Genomic DNA, 19,703 nt, shown 5'->3' with positions numbered 1-19,703 from the left:
ACATCGGATACTCAGTAGGCTGAGGATCCGCCGCGCGCCAGGAGGGCCCCGATGCACCGCACCGAGACACCACCGGTCACCCGGCGTACGACGGGACCCCGCAGTGACGTCCTGGATCAGCGAGTCGAACGCGGGCTGGACCTGGTGCGTGCGCAGCTGACCGACCAGGTTGCTACTCGTCGCGCGCGGGCCCGGGACCTGGCCCCGGCGCATGCGTCGCTGTGGCGCTCGCTCGGCGATCAGATCGGGGGACGTCTGATGCGTCCCCGGCTGACGCTGGCCGCCTACCTCGGACTCGGTGGGCAGGAACCGTCGACCGTCGCACCGGTGGCTGCCGCCCAGGAGCTGTTGCACACCGCGATGCTGGTGCACGACGACCTGCTCGACCACGACGAGACCCGACGCGGGCGGCCCAATGTCACCGGCACCGCCCGGCACCGGCTCACCCGTGCCGGCATCACCGGCAGGGCCGCCGACGACCAAGTGCTCGCGGTCGGGGTGCTCGGTGGGGATGTGGCCCTGGCATCTGCCTTCGGGATGGTCGCCGCCGCTCCGGTGTCGCCAGAGGTCGCCCTGCGGGTGCTGCGCACCATGACCGAGTCAGTGGACACCACCGTTGCCGGGGAACTGCTGGACGTCACCGGCGCGCTGTCCGGACCGGCCGAGGTGGACGCGCTGCGGGTCGCCGAGCTGAAGACCGCGGTCTACTCCTGCTGCACCCCACTGGTGGTCGGCGGGCTACTGGCCGGTGCGGATGACGTCGCGCTGGGGGTGCTGGACCGCTACGGCACTGCCTTCGGGGTGGCCTTCCAGCTGCTCGACGACGAGCTGGGTGTGTTCGGGGACCCGGCGGTGATCGGCAAGTCGACGCTGAGCGATCTGCGGGAGGGCAAGCGCACCGAGTTGCTGCGCCTGACCTGCCTGCGCGCGGATGCCGCTGGCCGCGCCGTGCTGGACCGGTACCTGGGCCGCGCTGACCTGGACGAGGCTGGTGCGGCGCAGCTGCGTGCGGTGATCCGGGACAGCGGCGCGCTGGACCAGGCCCGCCAGGTGCGGGCGGCCGCCATCGACCGGGCCCGCACGGCGGTGCAGGAGGGTCTGCCCGCCGAGCTGGCCGGGTACCTCACCGGGTTGACCCGGATGCTGGTCGCGTGAACGCACGCAGTCGCGCCCAGGCGCTGTACCACCGCACCGCTGCCCGGACCTGTCATGACGTGCTGGCCGGGTACTCCACCTCCTTCGGGCTTGGCACCCGGGTGCTGCCGCCCGCCCAGCGCCGGCACATCGAGGCGGTCTACGCCCTGGTCCGGATCGCTGATGAGGTGGTCGACACCCGCGGCGGCGATGACGCAGCGGCTGCGCTGGATGAGCTGGAGGCCCAGGTCGCCCGCGCGCTGCACGCCGGCTGGTCGACCAACCTGGTGGTGCACGCCTTCGCCCGGACTGCGCGCCAGGTCGGGATCGAACCGGCCGAGATTGATCCGTTCTTCGCCTCCATGCGGGCGGATCTGACCGTGACGGTGCATGACGAGGAGTCCTACCGGCGCTACATCTACGGATCGGCGGAGGTGGTCGGGCTGATGTGCCTGGCGGTGTTCCTCAACGCCGACCGCCGACCCGGCGACCCGATCCGGCGTGCGGACCCGGCGACGGTGGAGGGTGCGCAGGCCTTGGGCGCGGCCTTCCAGAAGGTGAACTTCCTTCGGGATCTGGCCGCGGACACCGACGAGCTGGGCCGCCGCTACTTCCCCGGTGTGGGGGAGCAGGGGCCCGACGATCAGCAGTACGCGGCGATCCTGGCCGAGATCGAGGCGGATGTGGCCCGCGCCCGGCAAGCCCTGCCCGCGCTGCCGGCCCGCCCGCGCGCGGCGGTTGCCGTCACCCTGGGGTTCTACGACCGGCTGCTGACCCAACTGGCCGCTCTGCCACCGGAGCAGGTGCGAGCGCGCCGGGTCCGGGTTAGCACGCCGCGCAAACTGCTGGTGCTCGGCCGGACCCTGGCCGACGAGGTACGGGGAGGTACCCGATGAGCGGACGGGTGATCGTGATCGGCGGCGGCATCGGCGGGTTGGCCACGGCCGCACTGCTGGCCCGCGGTGGTGCCGAGGTGACGCTGCTCGAACGGTCCGACCAGGTCGGCGGTCGGGCCGGGACACTGACCCTGGACGGCTTCCGATTCGACACCGGGCCGTCGTTCTACTTCATGCCCGAGGTCTTCGACCACTTCTTCGCGCTGTTCGGCGAGCGCACTGCCGATCACCTGGACCTGGTGCGCCTGGACCCGGCGTACCGGCTGTTCCCGGAGGATGGTGCCCCGGTCGACCTCACCGCCGACCCGTGGCCGGTGTTCGAATCGCTGGAACCCGGCGCGGGGGAGCGGGTGCAGGCCTATGCCGAGGAGGCGTCGGAGGCCTACCGGACTGCGCTGGACCACTTCCTCTACACCACCTTCGCCCGCCCGGACCGGGCGGTCTCCGCTGATGTGCTGCGCCGCTCCGGCACGCTGGCCCGGCTGCTGACCCAGACCCTCGCCGAGCGGATCGAGGACGTCACCGAGCACCCGGTGATCCGGCAGATGCTCGGCTATCACGCGGTGTTCCTGGGCAGCTCGCCCTACCGGGTGCCCGCGCTGTACTCGCTGATGAGCCACCTGGACCTAGTGGACGGCGTGCTCTACCCGCGCGGTGGGATGTACACCCTGATCGAGGCCATCGAGCGGATCGCCCGGGCGCAGGGGGTCGAGATCCGGGCCGGTGTCGACGTGGTCGGCATCGAGGTCGACCCCGCCGCCCGCGACCTGCGACACCCCCGCCGCACCGGCACCGCCCGGGGTGTCCGTCTGGCCTCGGGAGAGGTGCTGGCTGCCGACGTGGTGGTCTCCGCCGCGGACCTGTTCCACACCGAGACCGCCCTGCTGCCCGAGCAGCACCGGACCCGTCCGGAATCCTGGTGGCAGGACAAGGGGCCGGGCATCTCCGCGCTGCTGATCATGGCCGGAGTCCGCGGACCACTGCCCGAGCTGGCGCACCACTCGCTGTTCTTCACCCGAGACTGGCCGGGCAACTTCGACGCGATCCTCGGCGACGACAAGCGTGTGCCCGAACCTGCCTCGCTGTACGTGTCCCGCACCACCGCCACCGACCCCGGTGCCGCGCCGGAGGGACACGAGACGCTGTACGTGCTGGTGCCCTTCCCAGCTGACCCGTCGATCACCGACCTGGACGGCTACGCGGACCGGTTCCTGGATCAGATCGGCGACTGGGCGGGAATCGAGGATCTGCGCTCGCGGATCGTCACCCGGCACCTGGTCGGTCCCGCGGACTTCGCCCGGGACTACTCCGCCTGGCAGGGCACCGCCCTCGGGATGGAGCACACCCTGGCGCAGTCGGCGATGTTCCGGCCCGGCAACCGCTCCCCGAAGGTGCCGAACCTGCTCTACACCGGCGCGGGCACCGTCCCCGGCGTCGGGCTGCCGATGTGCTTGATCAGCGCCGAGCTGGTGGCCAAGCGGCTGCTGGGCGAGACCTCGCCAACTCCGCTGCCCACCCCGCTGCGGCCCGGGTTCCTGGACGCCGCACGCCCGCGGGGTGCCTGGCCGTGGACCTGACCGGACTGGCCTACCTCGGGGCGCTGACCCTGTCGCTGGCCGGGCTCGCGATCATCGACCGCCGCTGGAAGCTCGCGTTCTGGCACGCACCCCGACGGGCCGCGCTGTGCCTGCTGATCGGCATGGTCGGCTTCCTGCTCTGGGACGTCGCCGGTCTGCTGCTCGGGATCTTCGCCCGGGGAGCCAGCCCGCACATGACCGGACTGCTGATCGCGCCGGAGCTGCCGGTGGAGGAGGCCGTGTTCCTCACCCTGCTCTGCTACGTCGCCCTGCTGGCCTGGCGAGGGCTGGACCGCTGGGCACACAGGAGCGACCGATGACGAACATCGTGATGAACCTGATCGTGCTGGTCGTGCTGGCCGCCGTCTGCTGGCGGGTGCTCCGACCGCTCCGGCCCGGCCCGTTGGTCGGCGCCACCGCGATCCTCTGCCTGCTCACCATGGTCTTCGACACCCTGATGATCGCCGCGGACCTGTACGTCTACGCCCCCGACAAGATCCTCGGTGTGTACCTGTGGGGCGCGCCGCTGGAGGACTTCGCCTACGCCATCGCCGCCTGTCTGGCGATGCCGACGATCTGGACCGTGCTGGAGGCCCGCTCCGTATGAAGGACCTGTTCGCCGCCTCGCGCCCGTTCAGCTGGATCAACACCGCCTACCCCTTCGCCGCCGGATACCTGATGGCCACCGGCGGCCGGATCGACGCGGCGCTGATCGTCGGCACCCTGTTCTTTCTGATCCCGTACAACCTGCTGATGTACGGGGTGAACGACGTCTTCGACTACGCCTCGGACCTGGCCAACCCCCGCAAGGGCGGCATCGAGGGCGCGCTCGCCGACCGCTCCGCCCACCCGCGGATTCTCTGGGCCGCCGCGCTCAGCACGCTGCCGTTCGTGATCGCGCTGCTGGCCCTCGGGTCGCTGGCCGCCGGGCTGACCCTGATCGTGGTGGTCTTCCTGGTGGTGGCGTACTCCGCGCCGGTGCTGCGGTTCAAGGAGCGGCCGATCCTGGACTCGGCGACCTCGGCGATGCACTTCGTCGGGCCGCTGCTGTACGCGCTGGTGCTGGTCGACTCGCCGCTGTCCGCCCGGACCACCTGGCCGGTGCTGGTGGCCTTCGTGCTGTGGGGGATGAGCTCGCACGCCTTCGGTGCGGTGCAGGACGTCCAGGCGGACCGAGCGGGCGGCATCGGCTCGGTGGCCACCGTGCTCGGTGCGCACTGGACCGTTGTCGCGGCGACCACGGGGTACGTCCTGGCCGCCGGGACACTGGCCGTGCTGCCCTGGCCCGGCTGGCTCGCCGCCCTGCTGCCGCTGCCCTACGCGGCGAGCACCGCCCGGTTCTGGCGGGTGACCGACGACGACTGCGAGCGAGCGAACGCGGGCTGGAAGACCTTCCTCTGGCTCAACCTGGTCACCGGCTTCCTGGTCACCATGCTCCTCATCGCCCTCGCCCTCACCTGACCCGCCCCCAGCCCAGCCTTCCCCACGGCGGCGTCGAGACTACGGAAATCGTCGCTGCGCGACGGTCCGGGCGTCGATTTCCGTAGTCTCGACGGGCCTGGCTCGGGCGGGATACGGGGATGAGGCTCGGGTGCGGGGGCTCGGGTGCGCGGGTGGGTCAGAGCGGAGCGTCGAGTTCGGGGAGGTCGGCGCTCGGGTCGAAGGCCGGGGCGTGCAGCAGGGTCAGCGTCGCCCAACCGCGGGCGAGCAACCCCGCGTCAGTGTCCGGCTCCTGCGTGGCCGAGTTCTCCTGGTAGGTCAGCATCAGATTGCCGTGCTCGACCTCCCTGATCCGGGCCTGCACCGCTCCGAAGGACGCCAACGGTGCCTTGCGCAGCCCGCGCACCCGCTCCGGCGGCAGATCCGGCACGTTGAGGTTCACCACGTGATCCGGTCGGCGCTCGCGGGTCAGCAACCAGCGCAGCACGTGCTCGGTGTACAGCTCAGCGGTGGCCCAGTGCTGGGGCCGGGCATCGGCCAGGGACACGGCCAACCCGCGGATGCCGTGCGTGTTCGCGGACAGCGCCGCGCCCACCGTTCCGGAGTGCAGCACCGCATGTCCGGTGTTCGCGCCCCGGTTCACCCCGGAGAGCACAAAGTCCGGCTTCGGCCCGAACCCGCCGTGCGCCGCGACAAAAGCGATCATCGCCGGGGCTGCCCGCACTGCGAAGGACGGCACCCCCGTGGGCAGTCCGGGCGCGTCCTTGCGGTCCACCACCAGCCGCCCGTCCTGCTCGGCGCCGAGCAGAGAGGCCGCCGCGCCGGAGGAGTCCCGGGCCGGGGCGGCCACCATCACCTCCGCGCCCACCGCCAGCCCGACCCGGGCCAGCACGGCCAGCCCCTCGGCTTCGATCCCGTCGTCATTGGTCACCAGCACCCGCACGGCGGTCCCTCCCGTCCTCGTCCACTTCGTGCACGCTGATCTGCTCCGCGAAGCGCTCGATCTGCTCCCGGTGTCCCGTGCCGAGTCCGCGCCGGGTCACGTTCAACGCCCCCGCCGCCGCCCCCAACCGGGCCGCCTCGGCCATCCCCAGTCCGCGCCCCACTGCCACCGCGATCCCGGCGGTCATCGAGTCCCCGGCGCCCCGGTGGTCCACGGTGGTCACCGACGGGGCCACCACCTCGCGGACGTGGGCGGCAGTGACCAACAACGCCGGCTCCGCAGCCCGGGACACCATGACAGCGCCGACCCCGCGCATCTCGTCACCCCGGGGTTCGATCAGCCGTCGCGCCCCGGCGGTCAACGCGGCCACCGAATCATCGGCGGCCAGCTCGGCCTCCACCAGCTCGCTGTGCGACATCTTCAGCACGTCGACTCCGGAGGCCACCGCCTGCCGGGCTGCGTCACCGGACAGATCGGCCACCGTCTTCACCCCGGCCGCCCGCAGATCACCGACCAGCCGACCGAAGAACGACCCGGGCAGCACCGTCGCCGGGAACGCCCCGGTGATCACGCAGACATCCGCGTCCAACGCCTCGACCAGCGCGGTGCCGTACAGGTCGTCGATCTCGTGCCGGTCCAACCGTGACGGCGGCATGAAGGCCAGCTCCTGGCGCTCGCCACCCCGTCGGTCGTGCAGATACGCGCCATTCGACCCCGCCGTCCCGATCGCCCGCACCCGCAGGTTCTCCTTCTCCGCCAGGTGGGACAGCACGGTGCCGGTCTCCCCGCCGAACGGCCCGCACAGCACTACATCCGCACCCAGGGAGTACGCCATCCGCGCCACCCACAGACCCTGACCCCCGGGATGCACGTGCAGTTCGGTGTCCTGGTCCTGCGCACCGGACTCGATGGTGAGGGTGAGGATCGGGGTGGGGGCGACGACACACACCCGCGGGGAACGACTGACGGCCACGGGCACCTCCGGGCATCGGGGAGGGCCATCGTGTCGTGCACACCGGTGCACCGCATGTGGGGATGCCGCGAAGGTCCGCCGCAGCGGTGGAGGCTCCTCGGCACCCGTGCTCCGATGGAGCGGTGACTGATGACGCTTCTGATGCCGGACAGGTGCTGGTCCCGCTGCTCGCGGTGGCCGGTGCTGTCATCCTCGCCCTGCTCGCCGCCTGGCTGGTCAAACTGCTGGTGCGGACCCTCGCTGCCAAGTCGGTGATCGCTGGCGACCTCGCCCGCCGCGCCCGGCATCCCCTGCGGGCGGTGTTGGTGGTGATCGCGATCTGGATCGCCCTGCGGGTGTCGGTTCCCGCGGCGACCTGGCGGGACTCCGACTGGATGGGCGCGATCGGGCATGTGCTGCTGATCGCGTTGATCGGCACCGGCACCTGGCTGATCGGGTCGCTGGCCTTCGTGATCGAGGATGCCGCGCTGAGCCGGTACCGGATGGATGTCCGGGACAACCGGCATGCCCGCCGGGTCCGCACTCAGATCCAGTTGCTGCGTCGGATCACCGTGGCGTTGTTGGTGGTACTCGCGGTGGCGGCGGTGCTGCTGACCTTCCCCGGGGTGAGCGCCTTCGGGGCCAGCCTGTTGGCGTCGGCTGGTGTGCTGTCCATCGTTGCCGGTCTGGCCGCGCAGAGCTCGCTGGCCAACGTCTTCGCCGGACTGCAACTGGCCTTCACCGACGCGATCCGGGTCGACGACGTCGTGATCGTCGAGGAGGAATGGGGCCGGATCGAGGAGATCACCCTCACCTACGTGGTGGTGCATGTGTGGGACGACCGGCGACTGATCCTGCCGTCGACCCACTTCACCCAGACCCCGTTCGAGAACTGGACCCGCCGCGCCGCGGAACTGCTGGGCACAGTCGAGTTGGATGTCGACTGGCAGGTGCCGGTGGATGGCATGCGCGCCGAGCTGAACCGGCTGCTGGCCGACACCGACCTGTGGGACCACCGGGTGGGCATCCTCCAGGTGACCGACGCCGTGGGTGGGGTGGTCCGGCTGCGCGCCCTGGCCAGCGCGGTCGACGCGCCGACGCTCTTCGACCTGCGCTGCTACCTGCGTGAAGGGCTGGTGGCCTGGTTGCAGGAGAACGCGCCGCAGGGGCTGCCCCGCACCCGATTGGAGACCATGACCACCCCGGCCCCGGTCCCGGCACCCGCCCCGGCCCCGGTGATCGAGCCCGCCCCGGAGACCAGGGGGATGTCCCAGGACGCGCGCCTGTTCACCGGCAGCCTCGAGGCGATGGAGCGCTCACGGTCCTTCACGGGTCCGGGTCAGGAGGTCTACGACGAGCGGGAGGAACACGCGGCCCGCTCAGCGGAGCAGGAACAGGTGTCGGACCAGGGCGAGGAGCAGCAGCAGGCCGAGGCCACCACCCCGCCCACTGAGCCCACCCCGCCCACTGAGCCCACCCCGCCCACTGAGCCCGCCAACGCCGCCGAGCCCACCCCACCGGGCAGGCCGCCCCACGCGACCGGCCGCACCGCCGGCTCCGCCCCGGCCGCGTCCAGCACCGACACCGACCGCCTGGTCCTCCCCGCGGAGCTGACCGCGGACACGACCTGGGACGACTCCCGCCATTCCGCCGCCGCCCCGGACGCCGCCGACGACGGCACCGCCGTGCTCCCCGCCGTTCCCGGCGACCCGGACCCCACCCCCGCCGACCCGGACCCCACCCAGGTTGACCAGCGAGAGGACACCCCACCGGCCCCGCCCCAGCGCCGCTCGGTCCGCTCGACCCCCATCGACCCTGACCCCCGCGGGCGCTGAGCGAACCGCATGCCATCCGTCCTGTCGACCGCGGGACACTGCGCGGACACCGTCGGTCTTGTCCAGCGGACATGAGCTTGCACAGCCGGCCCGGTCCCCGGACGGTGGAGTGGTCCGAAGGTCGACCCTCCCGGGACGGCCCGAACCGGCAACGAGAGGAGCACCCGTGCTCACCTTGACCGAGAACGCCAGCACCGCCGTCCGTGACCTCACCGAGCGGGCCGGGCTTCCGGACTCCGGCGGTCTGCGCATCGCCGAGTCCGAGCAGCAGGTCGGTAGCTTCGAGCTGGCCCTGGTGCCGGAGGCGGCTCCCGGCGACGACGTGATCGACGCGGGCGGAGCCACCGTCTTCGTGTCCTCCGCGACCTCGCCCGCCCTGTCCGACCTGCAGTTGGATGCCGACCCGACCGTCGCCGGCGGCCCGGGCTTCACGCTCACCCCGCAGCAGGTCTGAGGCACCCAGACCCGTCAGGCCCGGCGTCCGCCCCCTGGATGTCGGGCCTGACGTCTGTCCGGTGTGCTGCCGGTCGATAGGATCGCCCGCGTGACTGAGACCCCCGCCACCCCCGCTGCCCACGACGTTCCCGAGCAGATGCTGGTGCGGCGGTCTAAGCGTGACCGTCTGCTCGCCGAGGGGCATCAGGCTTATCCGGTGAGTGTGCCGCGCACCCACACCATTGCCCAGGTCCGTGCCGCCCACCCTGACCTGGAGGCCGGGCAGGAGACTGAGGACGTGGTGGGCGTCGCCGGGCGTGTGGTGTTCCTGCGCAACACCGGCAAGCTGTGCTTCGCCACCTTGCAGGACGGCGAGGGCAACCGGTTGCAGGCGATGCTCAGCTTGGCGAATGTCGGTGAGGAGCGGCTGGCGGCGTTCAAGGCGGACATCGACCTCGGTGACCACCTGTTCGTGCACGGCACGGTGATCTCCTCCCGCCGGGGCGAGCTGTCCGTGATGGCGGACGCGTGGCAGCTGGCCGCGAAGTCGCTGCGCCCGTTGCCGAACCTGTATGCCAAGGGTGATGAGGAGGCCCCGGAACTGTCCGAGGAGGTCCGGGTCCGCCAGCGCTATGTGGATCTGATCGTCCGCCCGGCAGCCCGGGACATGGTGCGTCGGCGCGCGGATGTGGTGCGCTCACTGCGGGAGAACTTCCACCGCCGGGACTTCATCGAGGTGGAGACCCCGATGTTGCAGACCCAGGCCGGTGGTGCCGCGGCCCGCCCGTTCATCACGCACATGAACGCCTTCGACATCGACCTGTACCTGCGGATCGCACCGGAGCTGTTCCTCAAGGAGGCGGCGGTCGGTGGTCTGGAGCGGGTGTTCGAGATCAACCGGAACTTCCGCAACGAGGGCGCTGATTCTTCGCATTCGCCGGAGTTCGCCATGTTGGAGGCGTACGAGGCGTACGGGACCTACGACACGATGGCCGCGTTGACCCAGAACCTGGTGCAGACCGCCGCGCAGGACGCTCTTGGCAGCACCGTGGTGACCCTGCCGGGCGGTGAGGAGTACGACCTGGGCGGCGAGTGGGCGCAGGTCAGCATGTATCCGGCGGTGTCGGAGAAGCTGGGCGTCGAGATCACCCCGGATACCTCGGTGGCCGAGTTGCAGGCATTCGCCGACCGGTTCGAGATCTCCCTCGACCCGAAGAACATCACTCACGGCAAGCTGGTCGAGAGCCTGTTCGAGCACCTGATCGGCGACCACCTGTACGCGCCGACCTTCGTGCGGGACTTCCCGGTGGAGACCAGCCCGCTGACCCGCGACCACCGCAGCATCCGGGGCGTGGTGGAGAAATGGGATCTGTACGTGCGCGGGTTCGAGCTGGCCACCGCCTACTCCGAGCTGGTCGACCCGGTGATCCAGCGGCAACGGTTCGAGGCGCAGGCGCTGCTGGCTGCCGCCGGTGACGAGGAGGCCATGCGGGTGGACGAGGACTTCTTGACCGCGATGGAGTACGCGCTGCCGCCCACCGGTGGCATGGGGATGGGCATCGACCGGTTGTTGATGGCGCTCACCGGTGCGGGCATCCGGGAGACGATCTTGTTCCCGCTGGTCAAGCCGCAGATCTGACCCCAGGCTTAGTCTGAGCTCATGAATCTGCTGCCCGCTCTCGCCGCACTCGTTCCCTCTGTCGGTGTTGGGATCATCTTTTGGGTGGCGATCCGTGCGTTGATGAACGCTGACCGCTCCGAGCGGGCCGCTTTGGCGCGTATGGATGCGGCGGAGCGGGGCTCAGTCACAGCTGTGACTGACCGCCAGTCATCACCGCGGGAATGATCGGGAATCGCCCGAGTTCGTGACAATCGGCCGCTCGCTTTGACGATGTTCGCGCATGCAGGCACAATCGCCGGGACAGTATGCCGCTTGGACAGGGGATATGGCGGCCGCACATGAATGACCCTGGAGGGCGTGATGGCACAGAAGGTTCAGGTTCTGCTCGTCGATGACATCGACGGTGGCACCGCTGACGAGACCGTGACTTTTGGTCTGGACGGCGTCAACTACGAGATCGACCTCTCCACGGCGCACGCCAAGGAGCTGCGGGACGCGTTCGGCACGTGGGTCGGGCACGCGCGCAAGATCAGCAACCGGGGCACCCGTTCCGGTTCGGCCGGTGCCTCGCGCCCGCGTCGGAACTCCGACGCCGGTGACGTTCGCGCCTGGGCCAAGGAGAATGGCTACGAGGTCTCCGAGCGGGGTCGTATCTCCGCGGAGATCCGCGAGGCGTACGCCGCCGCGCACTGATCCACCACGAACGGCCCGGCTCCCCGATGTGGGGGACCGGGCCGTTCGTCGTTCGTGGTCAGGGCCGGGTGGCGGTCAACTCCCGGACCGCGGCGTACTGCTCGCGCACCCGTGGCGTGGGCTCGGCCGAGTAGACCTCGGACTCCCCGGCGGCCGACCAGCCCGGCGCGGAGTCGTCGCCGCTCAGTACCCAGGCCGCCTGTCGGGCCGCGCCGTCCGCCACGTACTCGCCCGGCGTGGGCACGGTGACGTCCAGCCCGAGCACTGCCGGGGCGATCCGGCGTACCGCCTCGGACTGTGCGCCACCGCCGATCAGGAACACCCGCTCCACCGGCACCCCGAGGTCGCGCAGGGCGTCCAGGCCGTCGGCGAGCGCGCAGAGCATGCCCTCCACCGCCGCGCGGGCCAGGTGGGCCGGGGTGGTGTTCGCCAGCCGCATGCCGTGCAGCGCACCGGTGGCGTCCGGGCGGTTCGGGGTGCGCTCACCCTCCAGGTAGGGGATGTGCACCAGCCCGTCGGCACCGGCCGGGGCGGACAGTGCCAGGGCGGAGAGTCCGGGGTGGTCGACCCCGAGGATCCGCGCGGCCGCGTCCAGCACCCGGGAGGCGTTCAGCGTGCAGGCCAGCGGCAGGTAGGCACCGGAGGCGTCGGCGAAGCCGGTGACCATGCCACTGCCGTCCGCGGTCGGCCGGGCGGAGATCGCGCTGACCACGCCGGAGGTGCCGATCGAGATCGCCACGTCCCCGGTGGTCAGCCCCAGCCCGAGTGCCGCACCGGCGTTGTCCCCGGCACCGGGTCCGAGCAGGGCTCCGCTGGGGGTGCGGGCGGCTGCGTCGTGCGGGCCGACCACGGTGGGCAGGATCGCGTCGTGGCCGAGCGCCAGCTCCAGCAGGTCGCGGCGGTAGTCCTCGGTGAACGGCGACCAGTAGCCGGTGCCGGAGGCATCCGAACGGTCGGTGGTGAGGGTCGACAGGTCGGTGGAACCGGAGAGCTTCCAGGTCAGCCAATCGTGCGGGAGAGCCACCGCGGCGACCCGGGCGGCGTTCTCCGGCTCGTGGTCGCGCAGCCAGCGCAGCTTGGTCACGGTCAGCGAGGCCACCGGCACCGACCCGATGGCGTCGGCCCAGGCCTGCGGTCCGCCGAGCTCGTCGATCAGGTCGAGGGCGCTGGCCGCGGAGCGGGTGTCGTTCCACAGCAGCGCATCCCGGATCACCTCGCCATCGGCGTCCAGCACGACCATGCCGTGCTGCTGGCCGCCCACGGCGATGGCGTCGACGTCGTTCAGACCACCGGCGTCGGCGATGGCGGACTGGAGGGCGTCCCACCAGTGGGCGGGGTCGATCTCGGTGCCGTCCGGGTGGGACGCGCGCCCGGTGCGCACCAGGGCACCAGTCTCGGCGTCGCGGATGACGATCTTGCAGGACTGGGTGGAGGAGTCCACCCCGGCGACCAGTGCCATCACAGTTCCTTCAGTCGAGAACGGGACCCGGCGTGCGCAGTACGCCGGGTCCCGTCGGGAATCGAGGTCAGCGAGCGCCGAGCGCGTGCTCGAGTGCGAGCTGGTTCAGCCGCACGAAGCCGAAGCCCCGCTCCGCCACCGCGTCCACGTCGAAGTCCTCGTAGGCGCTGCGGTCGGCCAGCAGGTCGGCCAGGGTCTCGCCCTCACCCAGGGTCGGCTGTGCCAGCTCGAAGACACCGGCGGCCTCCAGGGCCTCCTGCACCTCGGGGTCGGCGCGGAACGCCAACGCCCGCTCCTTGAGCAGCAGGTAGGTGGACATGTTGGCCTTGGCCGACTCCCACACCCCGTCGAAGTCCTCGGTGCGCGAGGGCTTGTAGTCGAAGTGCCGCGGGCCGTCGTAGCGCGGGCCGCCGCCGGGGAAGCCGTTCTCGATCAGGTCGACGGTGGCGAAGGCGCTGAACAGGTCGCCGTGGCCGAAGACCAGGTCCTGGTCGTACTTGATCGAGCGCTGGCCGTTGAGGTCGATGTGGAAGAGCTTGCCCGCCCACAGTGCCTCGGCGATGCCGGAGGTGTAGTTCAGTCCGGCCATCTGCTCGTGACCGGTCTCCGGGTTCAGCCCGACGATGTCGCCGTGCTCCAGCTTGGCGATCAGGCCGAGCGCGTGTCCGATGGTCGGGAGCAGGATGTCGCCGCGGGGCTCGTTCGGCTTCGGCTCGATGGCGATCCGCAGGCCGTAGCCCTTTTCCTTGATGTACGCGGCGACGGTGTCGATGCCCTCGGCGTAGCGGTCGTGCGCGGCGTTCAGGTCCTTGGCGGAGTCGTACTCGGCACCCTCGCGGCCACCCCACATCACAAAGGTGTCGGCACCCAGCTCAGCGGCCAGGTCGACGTTGCGGATGACCTTGCGCAGGCCGTAGCGGCGCACCCGACGGTCGTTCGAGGTGAACGCGCCGTCCTTGAAGATCGGGTGGCTGAAGGTGTTCGTGGTGACCATCTCGACCGTGATGCCGGTGTCTGTCAGGGCCTGCTTGAAGCGGTCGAGGATCCGCTGACGCTCGGCGTCGTTCGAGCCGAAGGGCACTACGTCGTCGTCGTGGAAGGTCACGTGGGCGGCACCGAGCTCGGCGAGCTTGTGCACCGACTCGACCGGGTCCAGCCACGGGCGGCTGGCGCTGCCGAACTGGTCCTGGGCGTTCCAGCCGACGGTCCAGAGACCGAAGGAGAACTTGTCTGCGGGGGTCGGCGTGGCCGCCATGGTTCCTCCTCATTGAGACACGATTTGTTGTGCCAGCGAACTTATCCGCCCCGGCGCGGTAGGGTCAAGCGCATGAGAGCCCCCGGCACCCCCGCACGTCAGGGGACGCTGCGCGAGCACAACCTGCGTCTGGTGTTGAGCCACATCCTGGATGCGGCCGCTGGCGTCGACCCCACCGCGCCGTCGCGTGCGGATGTCGCCACCGCCACCGGCCTGACCCGCGGATCGGTCTCCGCGTTGGTCGATCTGCTGATCTCCGCGCGGTTGATCACCGAGCTCCCGCCGGTGTCCAGCGCCCGCGCCGGACGTCCCGCGGTGCCGCTGGTACCGGCCCGGGACACGGTCGCAGGTCTGGGCGCGGAGGTGAATGTCGACTACATCGGCGTGCGTGCGCTCGACCTGTCCGGACGGCTGCTCGGCCAGTGCCTGACCAGCGGCGACTTCCGCGGATCGGACCCGGCCCAGGTGCTCGGCGAGCTGGCGGCCCTGGTGCGGGAGCTGCGGGCCGAACTGCCGGGGGAGCTGCGGATCGCCGGACTGTGCCTGGCGTTGCCCGGTCTGGTCGACCGGGTGACCGGTCCGCTGCGCCAGGCCCCGAACCTCGGCTGGCGGGATGTCGACGTCACCGGCCTGCTGACCGCCCATCCCGGTGCCGACGACCTGGCCGTGCGGCTGGCCAATGAGGCGAATCTGGCGGCCCGCGCGGAGACCCGGGCCGGAGCCGCCGGTGACTCCTTCGTCTATGTCTCCGGTGAGGTCGGCATCGGCGCGGCCGTGGTGCTCGGCGGCGAGGTCTTCGCCGGACGGCACGGCTGGGCGGGGGAGATCGGGCACACCGTGGTCGAGCCGGAGGGGCCAGCTTGCACCTGTGGTGCCCGGGGCTGTCTGGAGCAGTACGCCGGCAAGGACGCGCTGCTGCGAGCGGCCGGTCGTCCGCTGACCGACAGTGCCGAGGATCTGGTCGCTGCCGCTGCGGACGGGGATGTCGCCGCGGCGACCGCGCTGCGCAGGGGCGGTGACGCGCTCGGCGTGGCACTGGCGAACTTCGTCAACCTGGTCGATGTCGAGCGTGTGGTGCTCGGGGGCATCTACGCCCCGCTGGCTCCCTGGTTGACCGCCCCGGTGATCGCCCAGCTGCGCACCCGGGTGCTCGCCGCCGCCTGGGAGGACGCCCGGGTGCAGGTGGCCGCCGGGGGTGCGCATGCGGCGATGACCGGTGCCGCGCTGGCCGTGTTGCGCACCGTGGTCGAGGACCCTGCCGCCTGGGTGCCGGATGCCGTGGGGCCGGTGTCCTAGCTGACATGGACGCGGTGCCGGACGCTGGGTGAGGGCACCGTAGGCTCCTCCCCGTGACAGAGCAGCGACGCGACCTGTGGGTCGGCACCTACCCCGTCGCCGGTGCGGGGAGCCCGGTCGGCCAGGGCGAGGGCATCTGGCGAATCGGGTTGGACCTGACCACCGGCACCCTGACTGAACCTCGACGGGTGGTGGCGACCCCCGCGCCGTCCTTCCTGGCACTGGACCGCGCCGCCGGGGTGCTCTACGCGGTCGGCGAGGACAGCCACGGCACGATCAGCGCCTTCCGGATCACCGAGGACAGCCTCGTGCCGCTGGGCACTGCGGACAGCGGCGGTGCCGACCCCTGCCACCTGCTGGTCGATCCGGACGGTCGCGCGCTCTACGTCGCCAACTATTCCTCCGGCACCGTGGCCGTGTTCCGGATCGGGGCGGACGGCCTGACCGGCACCGCGCCGGACCAAATCTTCGGTCACGCCGGCTCCGGCCCGGTCGCTGACCGCCAGGAGGGGCCGCATGCGCACTTCGTCGCGCTGGCACCCGGCGGTGAGCATCTGCTGGTGAGCGATCTGGGCACCGACCAGCTGCGCCGGTACCGCCGGGACACCGACACCGGTCTGCTTGCGGACGACGGGATCGCCGCCACCTTCGCCCCCGGCTCTGGTCCGCGACACCTGGTGTTCTCGGCCGACGGCAGCATCGCCTACGTCGCCTGCGAGCTGGACGACACCGTCACCGTGCTGGCCTGGGACCGCGCCACCGCCACCGGCACCGTGGTGCAGCACGTCCCCGCCCAGGAGTCGGGTTCCACCGAGGTCGACTCCTTCCCCTCGCACATCGACCGCGCCGGAGATCGCGTCCTGGTCGCCACCCGCGGACCCGACCGACTGGCCACCTTCGCTGCTGGCCCCGACGGTCAGCTCGCCCCCGCCGGACAGGCTGACCTGCCCGGTGACTGGCCCCGGCACTTCGCGCTGGTCGAGGGCCTGGTCGTGGTGGCCGACCAGACGTCCGACACCCTGACCGTGCTCCGGGACGGTGCCACCACCGACCGTGTCTCGCTGCCCGCCCCGGCCTGCGTGGTGATCGCATGAGCACCACCCGCACACCGCAGCGCCGGCTCGGCCAGATCGCGCTGATCGCCACCGCTGGTGGGTTGCTCTTCGGGTACGACACCGGCGTCATCAACGGTGCGCTGGACCCGATGTCCGCGGACCTGGGGCTCAGCACCTCCGCGGAGGGTGTGGTCACCGCCAGCCTGCTGGTCGGTGCGGCCTTGGGCGCGGTGCTGGCCGGACGGCTGGCCGATGCACTGGGTCGCCGCCGGACGCTGCTGATCCTGGCGGTGCTGTTCTTTGCCGGGGCGCTGGGATCGGTGGTGGCCCCCGGACTGGTGTTCATGCTGGTGATGCGGTTCCTGCTCGGGATCGCGGTCGGTGGTGCCTCGGTCACCGTGCCGGTCTACCTGGCCGAACTCGCCCCCACCGAACGCCGAGGTGCGCTCACCGGGCGCAATGAGATCGCCATCGTGATCGGGCAGTTGGCCGCGTTCACGATCAACGCGATCATCGGCACCGCCTGGGGTGAGCACGCCGGGGTGTGGCGGGCCATGCTCGCCATCCAGGCGCTGCCCGCCATCGTGCTCTTCGCCGGGATGCTCCGGATGCCGGAGTCCCCGCGCTGGCTGGTCGCCCGCGGCCGCGACGACGAGGCGCTGGCAGTCCTGGGCCAGGTCCGCACCGCCGACCGGGCTGCCACCGAGCTGACCGAGATCCGCGCGCTGGTGGATGCCGAGCGACACACCGCCCGGGCGGGCTGGGCCGACCTGCGACTGGGCTGGGTGCGCCGCCTGGTCCTGATCGGGATCGGTGTCGCGGTGATCAACCAGACCGGTGGGATCAACGCGGTGATGTACTACGGCACCCAGCTGTTGCAGCGCACCGGGTTCAGCGGCGATGTGGCCCTGCTGACCAACGTGCTCAACGGGGTGTTCTCCGTGATCGGCATGCTGGTAGCGCTGGCGATCATCGACCGGATGGACCGCCGCACCATCATGATGCTCGGTCTGGCCGGTGTGGTGCTCAGTCACCTGGCCGTGGCGCTGTGCTCCGCGCTGATCCCCGACGGCACCGGCCGCTCGGTGGCGGTGACCGTGTTCCTGGTGCTGTTCGTGTTCTGCAACCAGGCATCGGTGGGTCTGCTGTGCTGGGTGGTGCTGGCCGAGCTGTTCCCGCTGCGCCTGCGCGGATTCGCCATCGGGCTGTGCGTGTTCTTCAACTGGACGTCCAACGCGCTGATCAGTGGGTTCTTCCCGACCGTGGTCGAAGCAGCCGGGATTACGGCGACCTTCGCCGGTTTCGCGGCGATCAACGTGCTGGCCTGGTGCTTCGTGCGGTTCGTGCTGCCGGAGACCCGCAATCGGTCGCTGGAGCAGCTGGAACAGAGCTTCCGCACCGCGGGTTGAGCTGACATGCGCATCGCGATGCTGAGCGTGCACACCTCGCCGCTGGACCAGCCGGGCACCGGCGACGCGGGCGGGATGAACGTCTACATCGCCGAGCTGTCCCGCGCGCTGGCCCGCCGCGGTGCGACCGTGGAGATCTTCACCCGGGCGACCAGCTCGGCCCTGCCGGAGACGGTGCCGCTGGACGGCGACGACCGCCGGGTGCTGGTGCACCACGTGCTGGCCGGACCCTATGAGGGCCTGGACAAGAACGACCTGCCCGGCCAACTGTGTGCGATGACCGCGGGGGTGCTGCGCACTGGCGCGCACCGACCGGCGGACTGGTTCGACGTGGTGCACGCGCATTATTGGCTGTCCGGGCAGGTCGGCTGGTTGGCCGCCGAGCGCTGGGATGTGCCGTTGGTGGCCACCATGCACACCCTGGCCCGGGTGAAGAACGCCACGCTGGCCCCGGGTGACTGCCCGGAACCCGCCGGTCGGGAGATCGGTGAGGACCAGGTGGTCGCCGCCGCGGACGCGATGATCGCCAATACCGCGGAGGAGGCGCACGAGCTGGTCGAGCTCTATGACGCCGACCCCGCCCGGGTGCATGTGGTGGCACCGGGGGTGGACCTGCGCACGTTCACCCCCGCCCGCGACCACGACGAGCGGATGGCCTGGCGTCGGGAGCTCGGTCTGCCCGAGGACCGGGACATCCTGCTGTTCGCCGGCCGCGTCCAGCCGCTCAAAGCCCCCGATGTGCTGGTGCGCGCCCTGGGGGTGCTCCAGGCTCAGGGCCGTCCGGTGCCGCTGCTGGTGGTGCTCGGCGGTCCGTCGGGCAAACCCCAGGCGCTGGACGACCTGCGGGCGCTCGCCGAGTCCTGCGGGGTGCGCGAGCACGTGTGGTTCCGCCCGCCGGTGCCGCGCCCGGAGCTGGCCCGGTGGCTCGGTGCCGCCGACCTGGTGGCGATGCCTTCCCGCAGCGAGTCCTTCGGGCTGGTCGCCGTCGAGTCGCAGGCGGCCGGCACCCCGGTGGTGGCGACCGCGGTGGGCGGCCTGCGCTCGGTGGTGGTCGACGGGGTGTCCGGACGGTTGGTCCGTGGGCATGACCCGGCGCGGTGGGCCGCGGCCATCGCCGACCTGCTCGCCGACCCGCAGGTGCGCACCACCTGGCGCAGCGCTGCCCGGCGAGTGGCGGCGGGCTACGGCTGGGACGCCACCGCCGAGCAGGTGCTCAAGGTCTACGCGCTGGCCACCCAGCGCCGGGACTAGTCGATCGGCTCGGCCAGCAGCACCGGGATCACCCGGTCGGTCTTGGTCTGGTAGTCCGCGTAGTCCGGGTACGCCGCCACCGCACGCTCCCACCACTGGGCGTACTCCTCGCCCGTGATCTCCCGCATCCGGTAGGAGGCCTTGTGGGTCGCGTCCTGAATGTCCACCACCGGGTTCGCGATCAGGTTCGCGTACCAGGCGGGATTCTTGGGTGCGCCGCCGAGGGAGGCCACGATGGCGTACACCCCGTCGTGCTCCACCCGCATCACCGGGATCTTGCGGACCTTGCCGCTCTTGGCACCGAGCATCGTCACGACCACCACGGGCATCCCGCGCATCATCGTGCCCTCGGTCCCACCGGACCGCTCGATCGTCTCCACCTGGTCACGGACCCATGCCTCGGGGCTGGGCTGGTACTCGCCTGTGATCGCCATGCCTGGAGCAACCCTGAT

At 71.2% G+C, this 19,703-nt stretch carries 19 protein-coding genes; 14 read left to right on the top strand and 5 right to left on the bottom strand.

The genetic code is table 11. The features are described 5' to 3' along the window. Window positions 1-51 precede the first annotated feature (51 nt). From AB0N78_RS11635 to AB0N78_RS11610, 6 genes are read left to right on the top strand one after another with little or no spacing between them, the layout of a single operon-like run. A complete protein-coding gene (locus AB0N78_RS11635; RefSeq protein ID WP_363390136.1) occupies window positions 52-1,155 on the top strand; it encodes a polyprenyl synthetase family protein in 1,104 nt (367 codons plus the stop codon). Continuing rightward, window positions 1,152-2,030 (top strand): squalene/phytoene synthase family protein, encoded by an 879-nt coding sequence (locus AB0N78_RS11630; RefSeq protein ID WP_363390133.1) that lies wholly within the window; start codon window positions 1,152-1,154, stop codon window positions 2,028-2,030. The genes AB0N78_RS11635 and AB0N78_RS11630 overlap by 4 nt, the downstream gene beginning before the upstream one ends. Continuing rightward, window positions 2,027-3,607: a phytoene desaturase family protein gene (gene crtI / locus AB0N78_RS11625; RefSeq protein WP_363390131.1), complete on the top strand. Its 1,581-nt coding sequence runs from the start codon at window positions 2,027-2,029 to the stop codon at window positions 3,605-3,607. Before AB0N78_RS11630 ends, crtI begins: the two co-directional genes overlap by 4 nt. Next, window positions 3,598-3,927, top strand: coding sequence for a lycopene cyclase domain-containing protein (locus AB0N78_RS11620; protein WP_363390128.1), 330 nt, complete (start codon window positions 3,598-3,600; stop codon window positions 3,925-3,927). Before crtI ends, AB0N78_RS11620 begins: the two co-directional genes overlap by 10 nt. Next, window positions 3,924-4,214 carry a lycopene cyclase domain-containing protein gene (locus AB0N78_RS11615; RefSeq protein WP_363390125.1) on the top strand — a complete coding sequence of 97 codons (291 nt, stop codon included), beginning with the start codon at window positions 3,924-3,926 and terminating at the stop codon, window positions 4,212-4,214. The genes AB0N78_RS11620 and AB0N78_RS11615 overlap by 4 nt, the downstream gene beginning before the upstream one ends. Continuing rightward, window positions 4,211-5,068, top strand: a complete 858-nt coding sequence (locus AB0N78_RS11610; RefSeq protein ID WP_363390122.1) for a prenyltransferase — start codon at window positions 4,211-4,213, stop codon at window positions 5,066-5,068. Before AB0N78_RS11615 ends, AB0N78_RS11610 begins: the two co-directional genes overlap by 4 nt. 157 nt (window positions 5,069-5,225) lie before the next feature. Here AB0N78_RS11610 and AB0N78_RS11605 read toward each other — a convergent pair whose 3' ends face one another. Further along, complete coding sequence (locus AB0N78_RS11605) at window positions 5,226-5,990, bottom strand: 5'/3'-nucleotidase SurE (RefSeq protein ID WP_363390119.1); 765 nt, start codon at window positions 5,988-5,990, stop codon at window positions 5,226-5,228. Beyond that, entirely contained in the window at window positions 5,968-6,963 is a 996-nt protein-coding gene (locus tag AB0N78_RS11600) for a PfkB family carbohydrate kinase (protein WP_363390116.1), read from the bottom strand. Before AB0N78_RS11600 ends, AB0N78_RS11605 begins: the two co-directional genes overlap by 23 nt. Window positions 6,964-7,085: 122 nt before the next feature. On the opposite strand from AB0N78_RS11600, the gene AB0N78_RS11595 reads away from it, so the two are divergent. The 4 genes from AB0N78_RS11595 to AB0N78_RS11580 all read left to right on the top strand — a co-directional run bounded on the left by AB0N78_RS11595 (window position 7,086) and on the right by AB0N78_RS11580 (window position 11,526). Further along, on the top strand, window positions 7,086-8,777 hold the full coding sequence (locus AB0N78_RS11595) for a mechanosensitive ion channel domain-containing protein (RefSeq protein ID WP_363390113.1): 1,692 nt from the start codon (window positions 7,086-7,088) through the stop codon (window positions 8,775-8,777). A 166-nt stretch (window positions 8,778-8,943) separates the two neighbouring features. After that, on the top strand, window positions 8,944-9,231 hold the full coding sequence (locus AB0N78_RS11590; RefSeq protein WP_363390110.1) for a hypothetical protein: 288 nt from the start codon (window positions 8,944-8,946) through the stop codon (window positions 9,229-9,231). 138 nt (window positions 9,232-9,369) lie between these two features. After that, window positions 9,370-10,851 carry a lysine--tRNA ligase gene (gene lysS, locus AB0N78_RS11585; RefSeq protein WP_363391430.1) on the top strand — a complete coding sequence of 494 codons (1,482 nt, stop codon included), beginning with the start codon at window positions 9,370-9,372 and terminating at the stop codon, window positions 10,849-10,851. 342 nt (window positions 10,852-11,193) lie between these two features. Beyond that, complete coding sequence (locus AB0N78_RS11580; protein ID WP_363390107.1) at window positions 11,194-11,526, top strand: Lsr2 family protein; 333 nt, start codon at window positions 11,194-11,196, stop codon at window positions 11,524-11,526. 58 nt (window positions 11,527-11,584) lie between these two features. Here the strand turns inward: AB0N78_RS11580 and xylB are convergent, their stop codons facing one another. Both xylB and xylA read right to left on the bottom strand, forming a co-directional pair. Continuing rightward, on the bottom strand, window positions 11,585-12,985 hold the full coding sequence (gene xylB, locus AB0N78_RS11575; protein WP_363390104.1) for a xylulokinase: 1,401 nt from the start codon (window positions 12,983-12,985) through the stop codon (window positions 11,585-11,587). A gap of 67 nt (window positions 12,986-13,052) precedes the next feature. Beyond that, entirely contained in the window at window positions 13,053-14,240 is a 1,188-nt protein-coding gene (gene xylA, locus AB0N78_RS11570; protein WP_363390102.1) for a xylose isomerase, read from the bottom strand. Window positions 14,241-14,312: 72 nt separating this feature from the next. Between xylA and AB0N78_RS11565 the strand changes: the two genes are divergently transcribed. Genes AB0N78_RS11565 through mshA form a run of 4 tightly spaced genes read left to right on the top strand, consistent with a single transcriptional unit; the run spans window position 14,313 to window position 19,251 of the window. Beyond that, complete coding sequence (locus tag AB0N78_RS11565; protein WP_363390099.1) at window positions 14,313-15,536, top strand: ROK family protein; 1,224 nt, start codon at window positions 14,313-14,315, stop codon at window positions 15,534-15,536. Between the two features lie 53 nt (window positions 15,537-15,589). Further along, a complete protein-coding gene (locus tag AB0N78_RS11560; protein WP_363390097.1) occupies window positions 15,590-16,630 on the top strand; it encodes a lactonase family protein in 1,041 nt (346 codons plus the stop codon). After that, window positions 16,627-18,000, top strand: coding sequence for a sugar porter family MFS transporter (locus AB0N78_RS11555; protein ID WP_363390094.1), 1,374 nt, complete (start codon window positions 16,627-16,629; stop codon window positions 17,998-18,000). The genes AB0N78_RS11560 and AB0N78_RS11555 overlap by 4 nt, the downstream gene beginning before the upstream one ends. A 6-nt stretch (window positions 18,001-18,006) precedes the next feature. Next, a complete protein-coding gene (mshA, locus tag AB0N78_RS11550; RefSeq protein ID WP_363390091.1) occupies window positions 18,007-19,251 on the top strand; it encodes a D-inositol-3-phosphate glycosyltransferase in 1,245 nt (414 codons plus the stop codon). On the opposite strand, the gene AB0N78_RS11545 is transcribed toward mshA, so the two are convergent. Next, the gene (locus tag AB0N78_RS11545; protein WP_363390088.1) at window positions 19,248-19,685 is read right to left on the bottom strand and encodes a nitroreductase family deazaflavin-dependent oxidoreductase; all 438 of its coding nucleotides are present in this window, start codon (window positions 19,683-19,685) and stop codon (window positions 19,248-19,250) included. The genes mshA and AB0N78_RS11545 overlap by 4 nt on opposite strands. Window positions 19,686-19,703 lie beyond the last annotated feature (18 nt).

The sequence above is a fragment of the Cellulomonas sp. NPDC089187 genome (assembly GCF_040685135.1).
GTDB lineage: Bacteria > Actinomycetota > Actinomycetes > Actinomycetales > Cellulomonadaceae > Cellulomonas.
This window is presented reverse-complemented; position numbering and strand designations above follow the sequence as displayed.

Excerpts from the sequence above, each read along its gene's own strand:
- crtI (WP_363390131.1), top strand. The coding sequence starts at position 2,027 with ATGAGCGGACGGGTGATCGTGATCGGCGGCGGCATCGGCGGGTTGGCC.
- lysS (WP_363391430.1), top strand. The coding sequence starts at position 9,370 with ATGCTGGTGCGGCGGTCTAAGCGTGACCGTCTGCTCGCCGAGGGGCAT.
- xylA (WP_363390102.1), bottom strand. The coding sequence starts at position 14,240 with ATGGCGGCCACGCCGACCCCCGCAGACAAGTTCTCCTTCGGTCTCTGG.
- AB0N78_RS11580 (WP_363390107.1), top strand. The coding sequence starts at position 11,194 with ATGGCACAGAAGGTTCAGGTTCTGCTCGTCGATGACATCGACGGTGGC.
- AB0N78_RS11565 (WP_363390099.1), top strand. The coding sequence starts at position 14,313 with ATGAGAGCCCCCGGCACCCCCGCACGTCAGGGGACGCTGCGCGAGCAC.
- AB0N78_RS11635 (WP_363390136.1), top strand. The coding sequence starts at position 52 with ATGCACCGCACCGAGACACCACCGGTCACCCGGCGTACGACGGGACCC.
- xylB (WP_363390104.1), bottom strand. The coding sequence starts at position 12,985 with ATGGCACTGGTCGCCGGGGTGGACTCCTCCACCCAGTCCTGCAAGATC.
- AB0N78_RS11615 (WP_363390125.1), top strand. The coding sequence starts at position 3,924 with ATGACGAACATCGTGATGAACCTGATCGTGCTGGTCGTGCTGGCCGCC.
- AB0N78_RS11610 (WP_363390122.1), top strand. The coding sequence starts at position 4,211 with ATGAAGGACCTGTTCGCCGCCTCGCGCCCGTTCAGCTGGATCAACACC.
- AB0N78_RS11555 (WP_363390094.1), top strand. The coding sequence starts at position 16,627 with ATGAGCACCACCCGCACACCGCAGCGCCGGCTCGGCCAGATCGCGCTG.
- mshA (WP_363390091.1), top strand. The coding sequence starts at position 18,007 with ATGCGCATCGCGATGCTGAGCGTGCACACCTCGCCGCTGGACCAGCCG.
- AB0N78_RS11545 (WP_363390088.1), bottom strand. The coding sequence starts at position 19,685 with ATGGCGATCACAGGCGAGTACCAGCCCAGCCCCGAGGCATGGGTCCGT.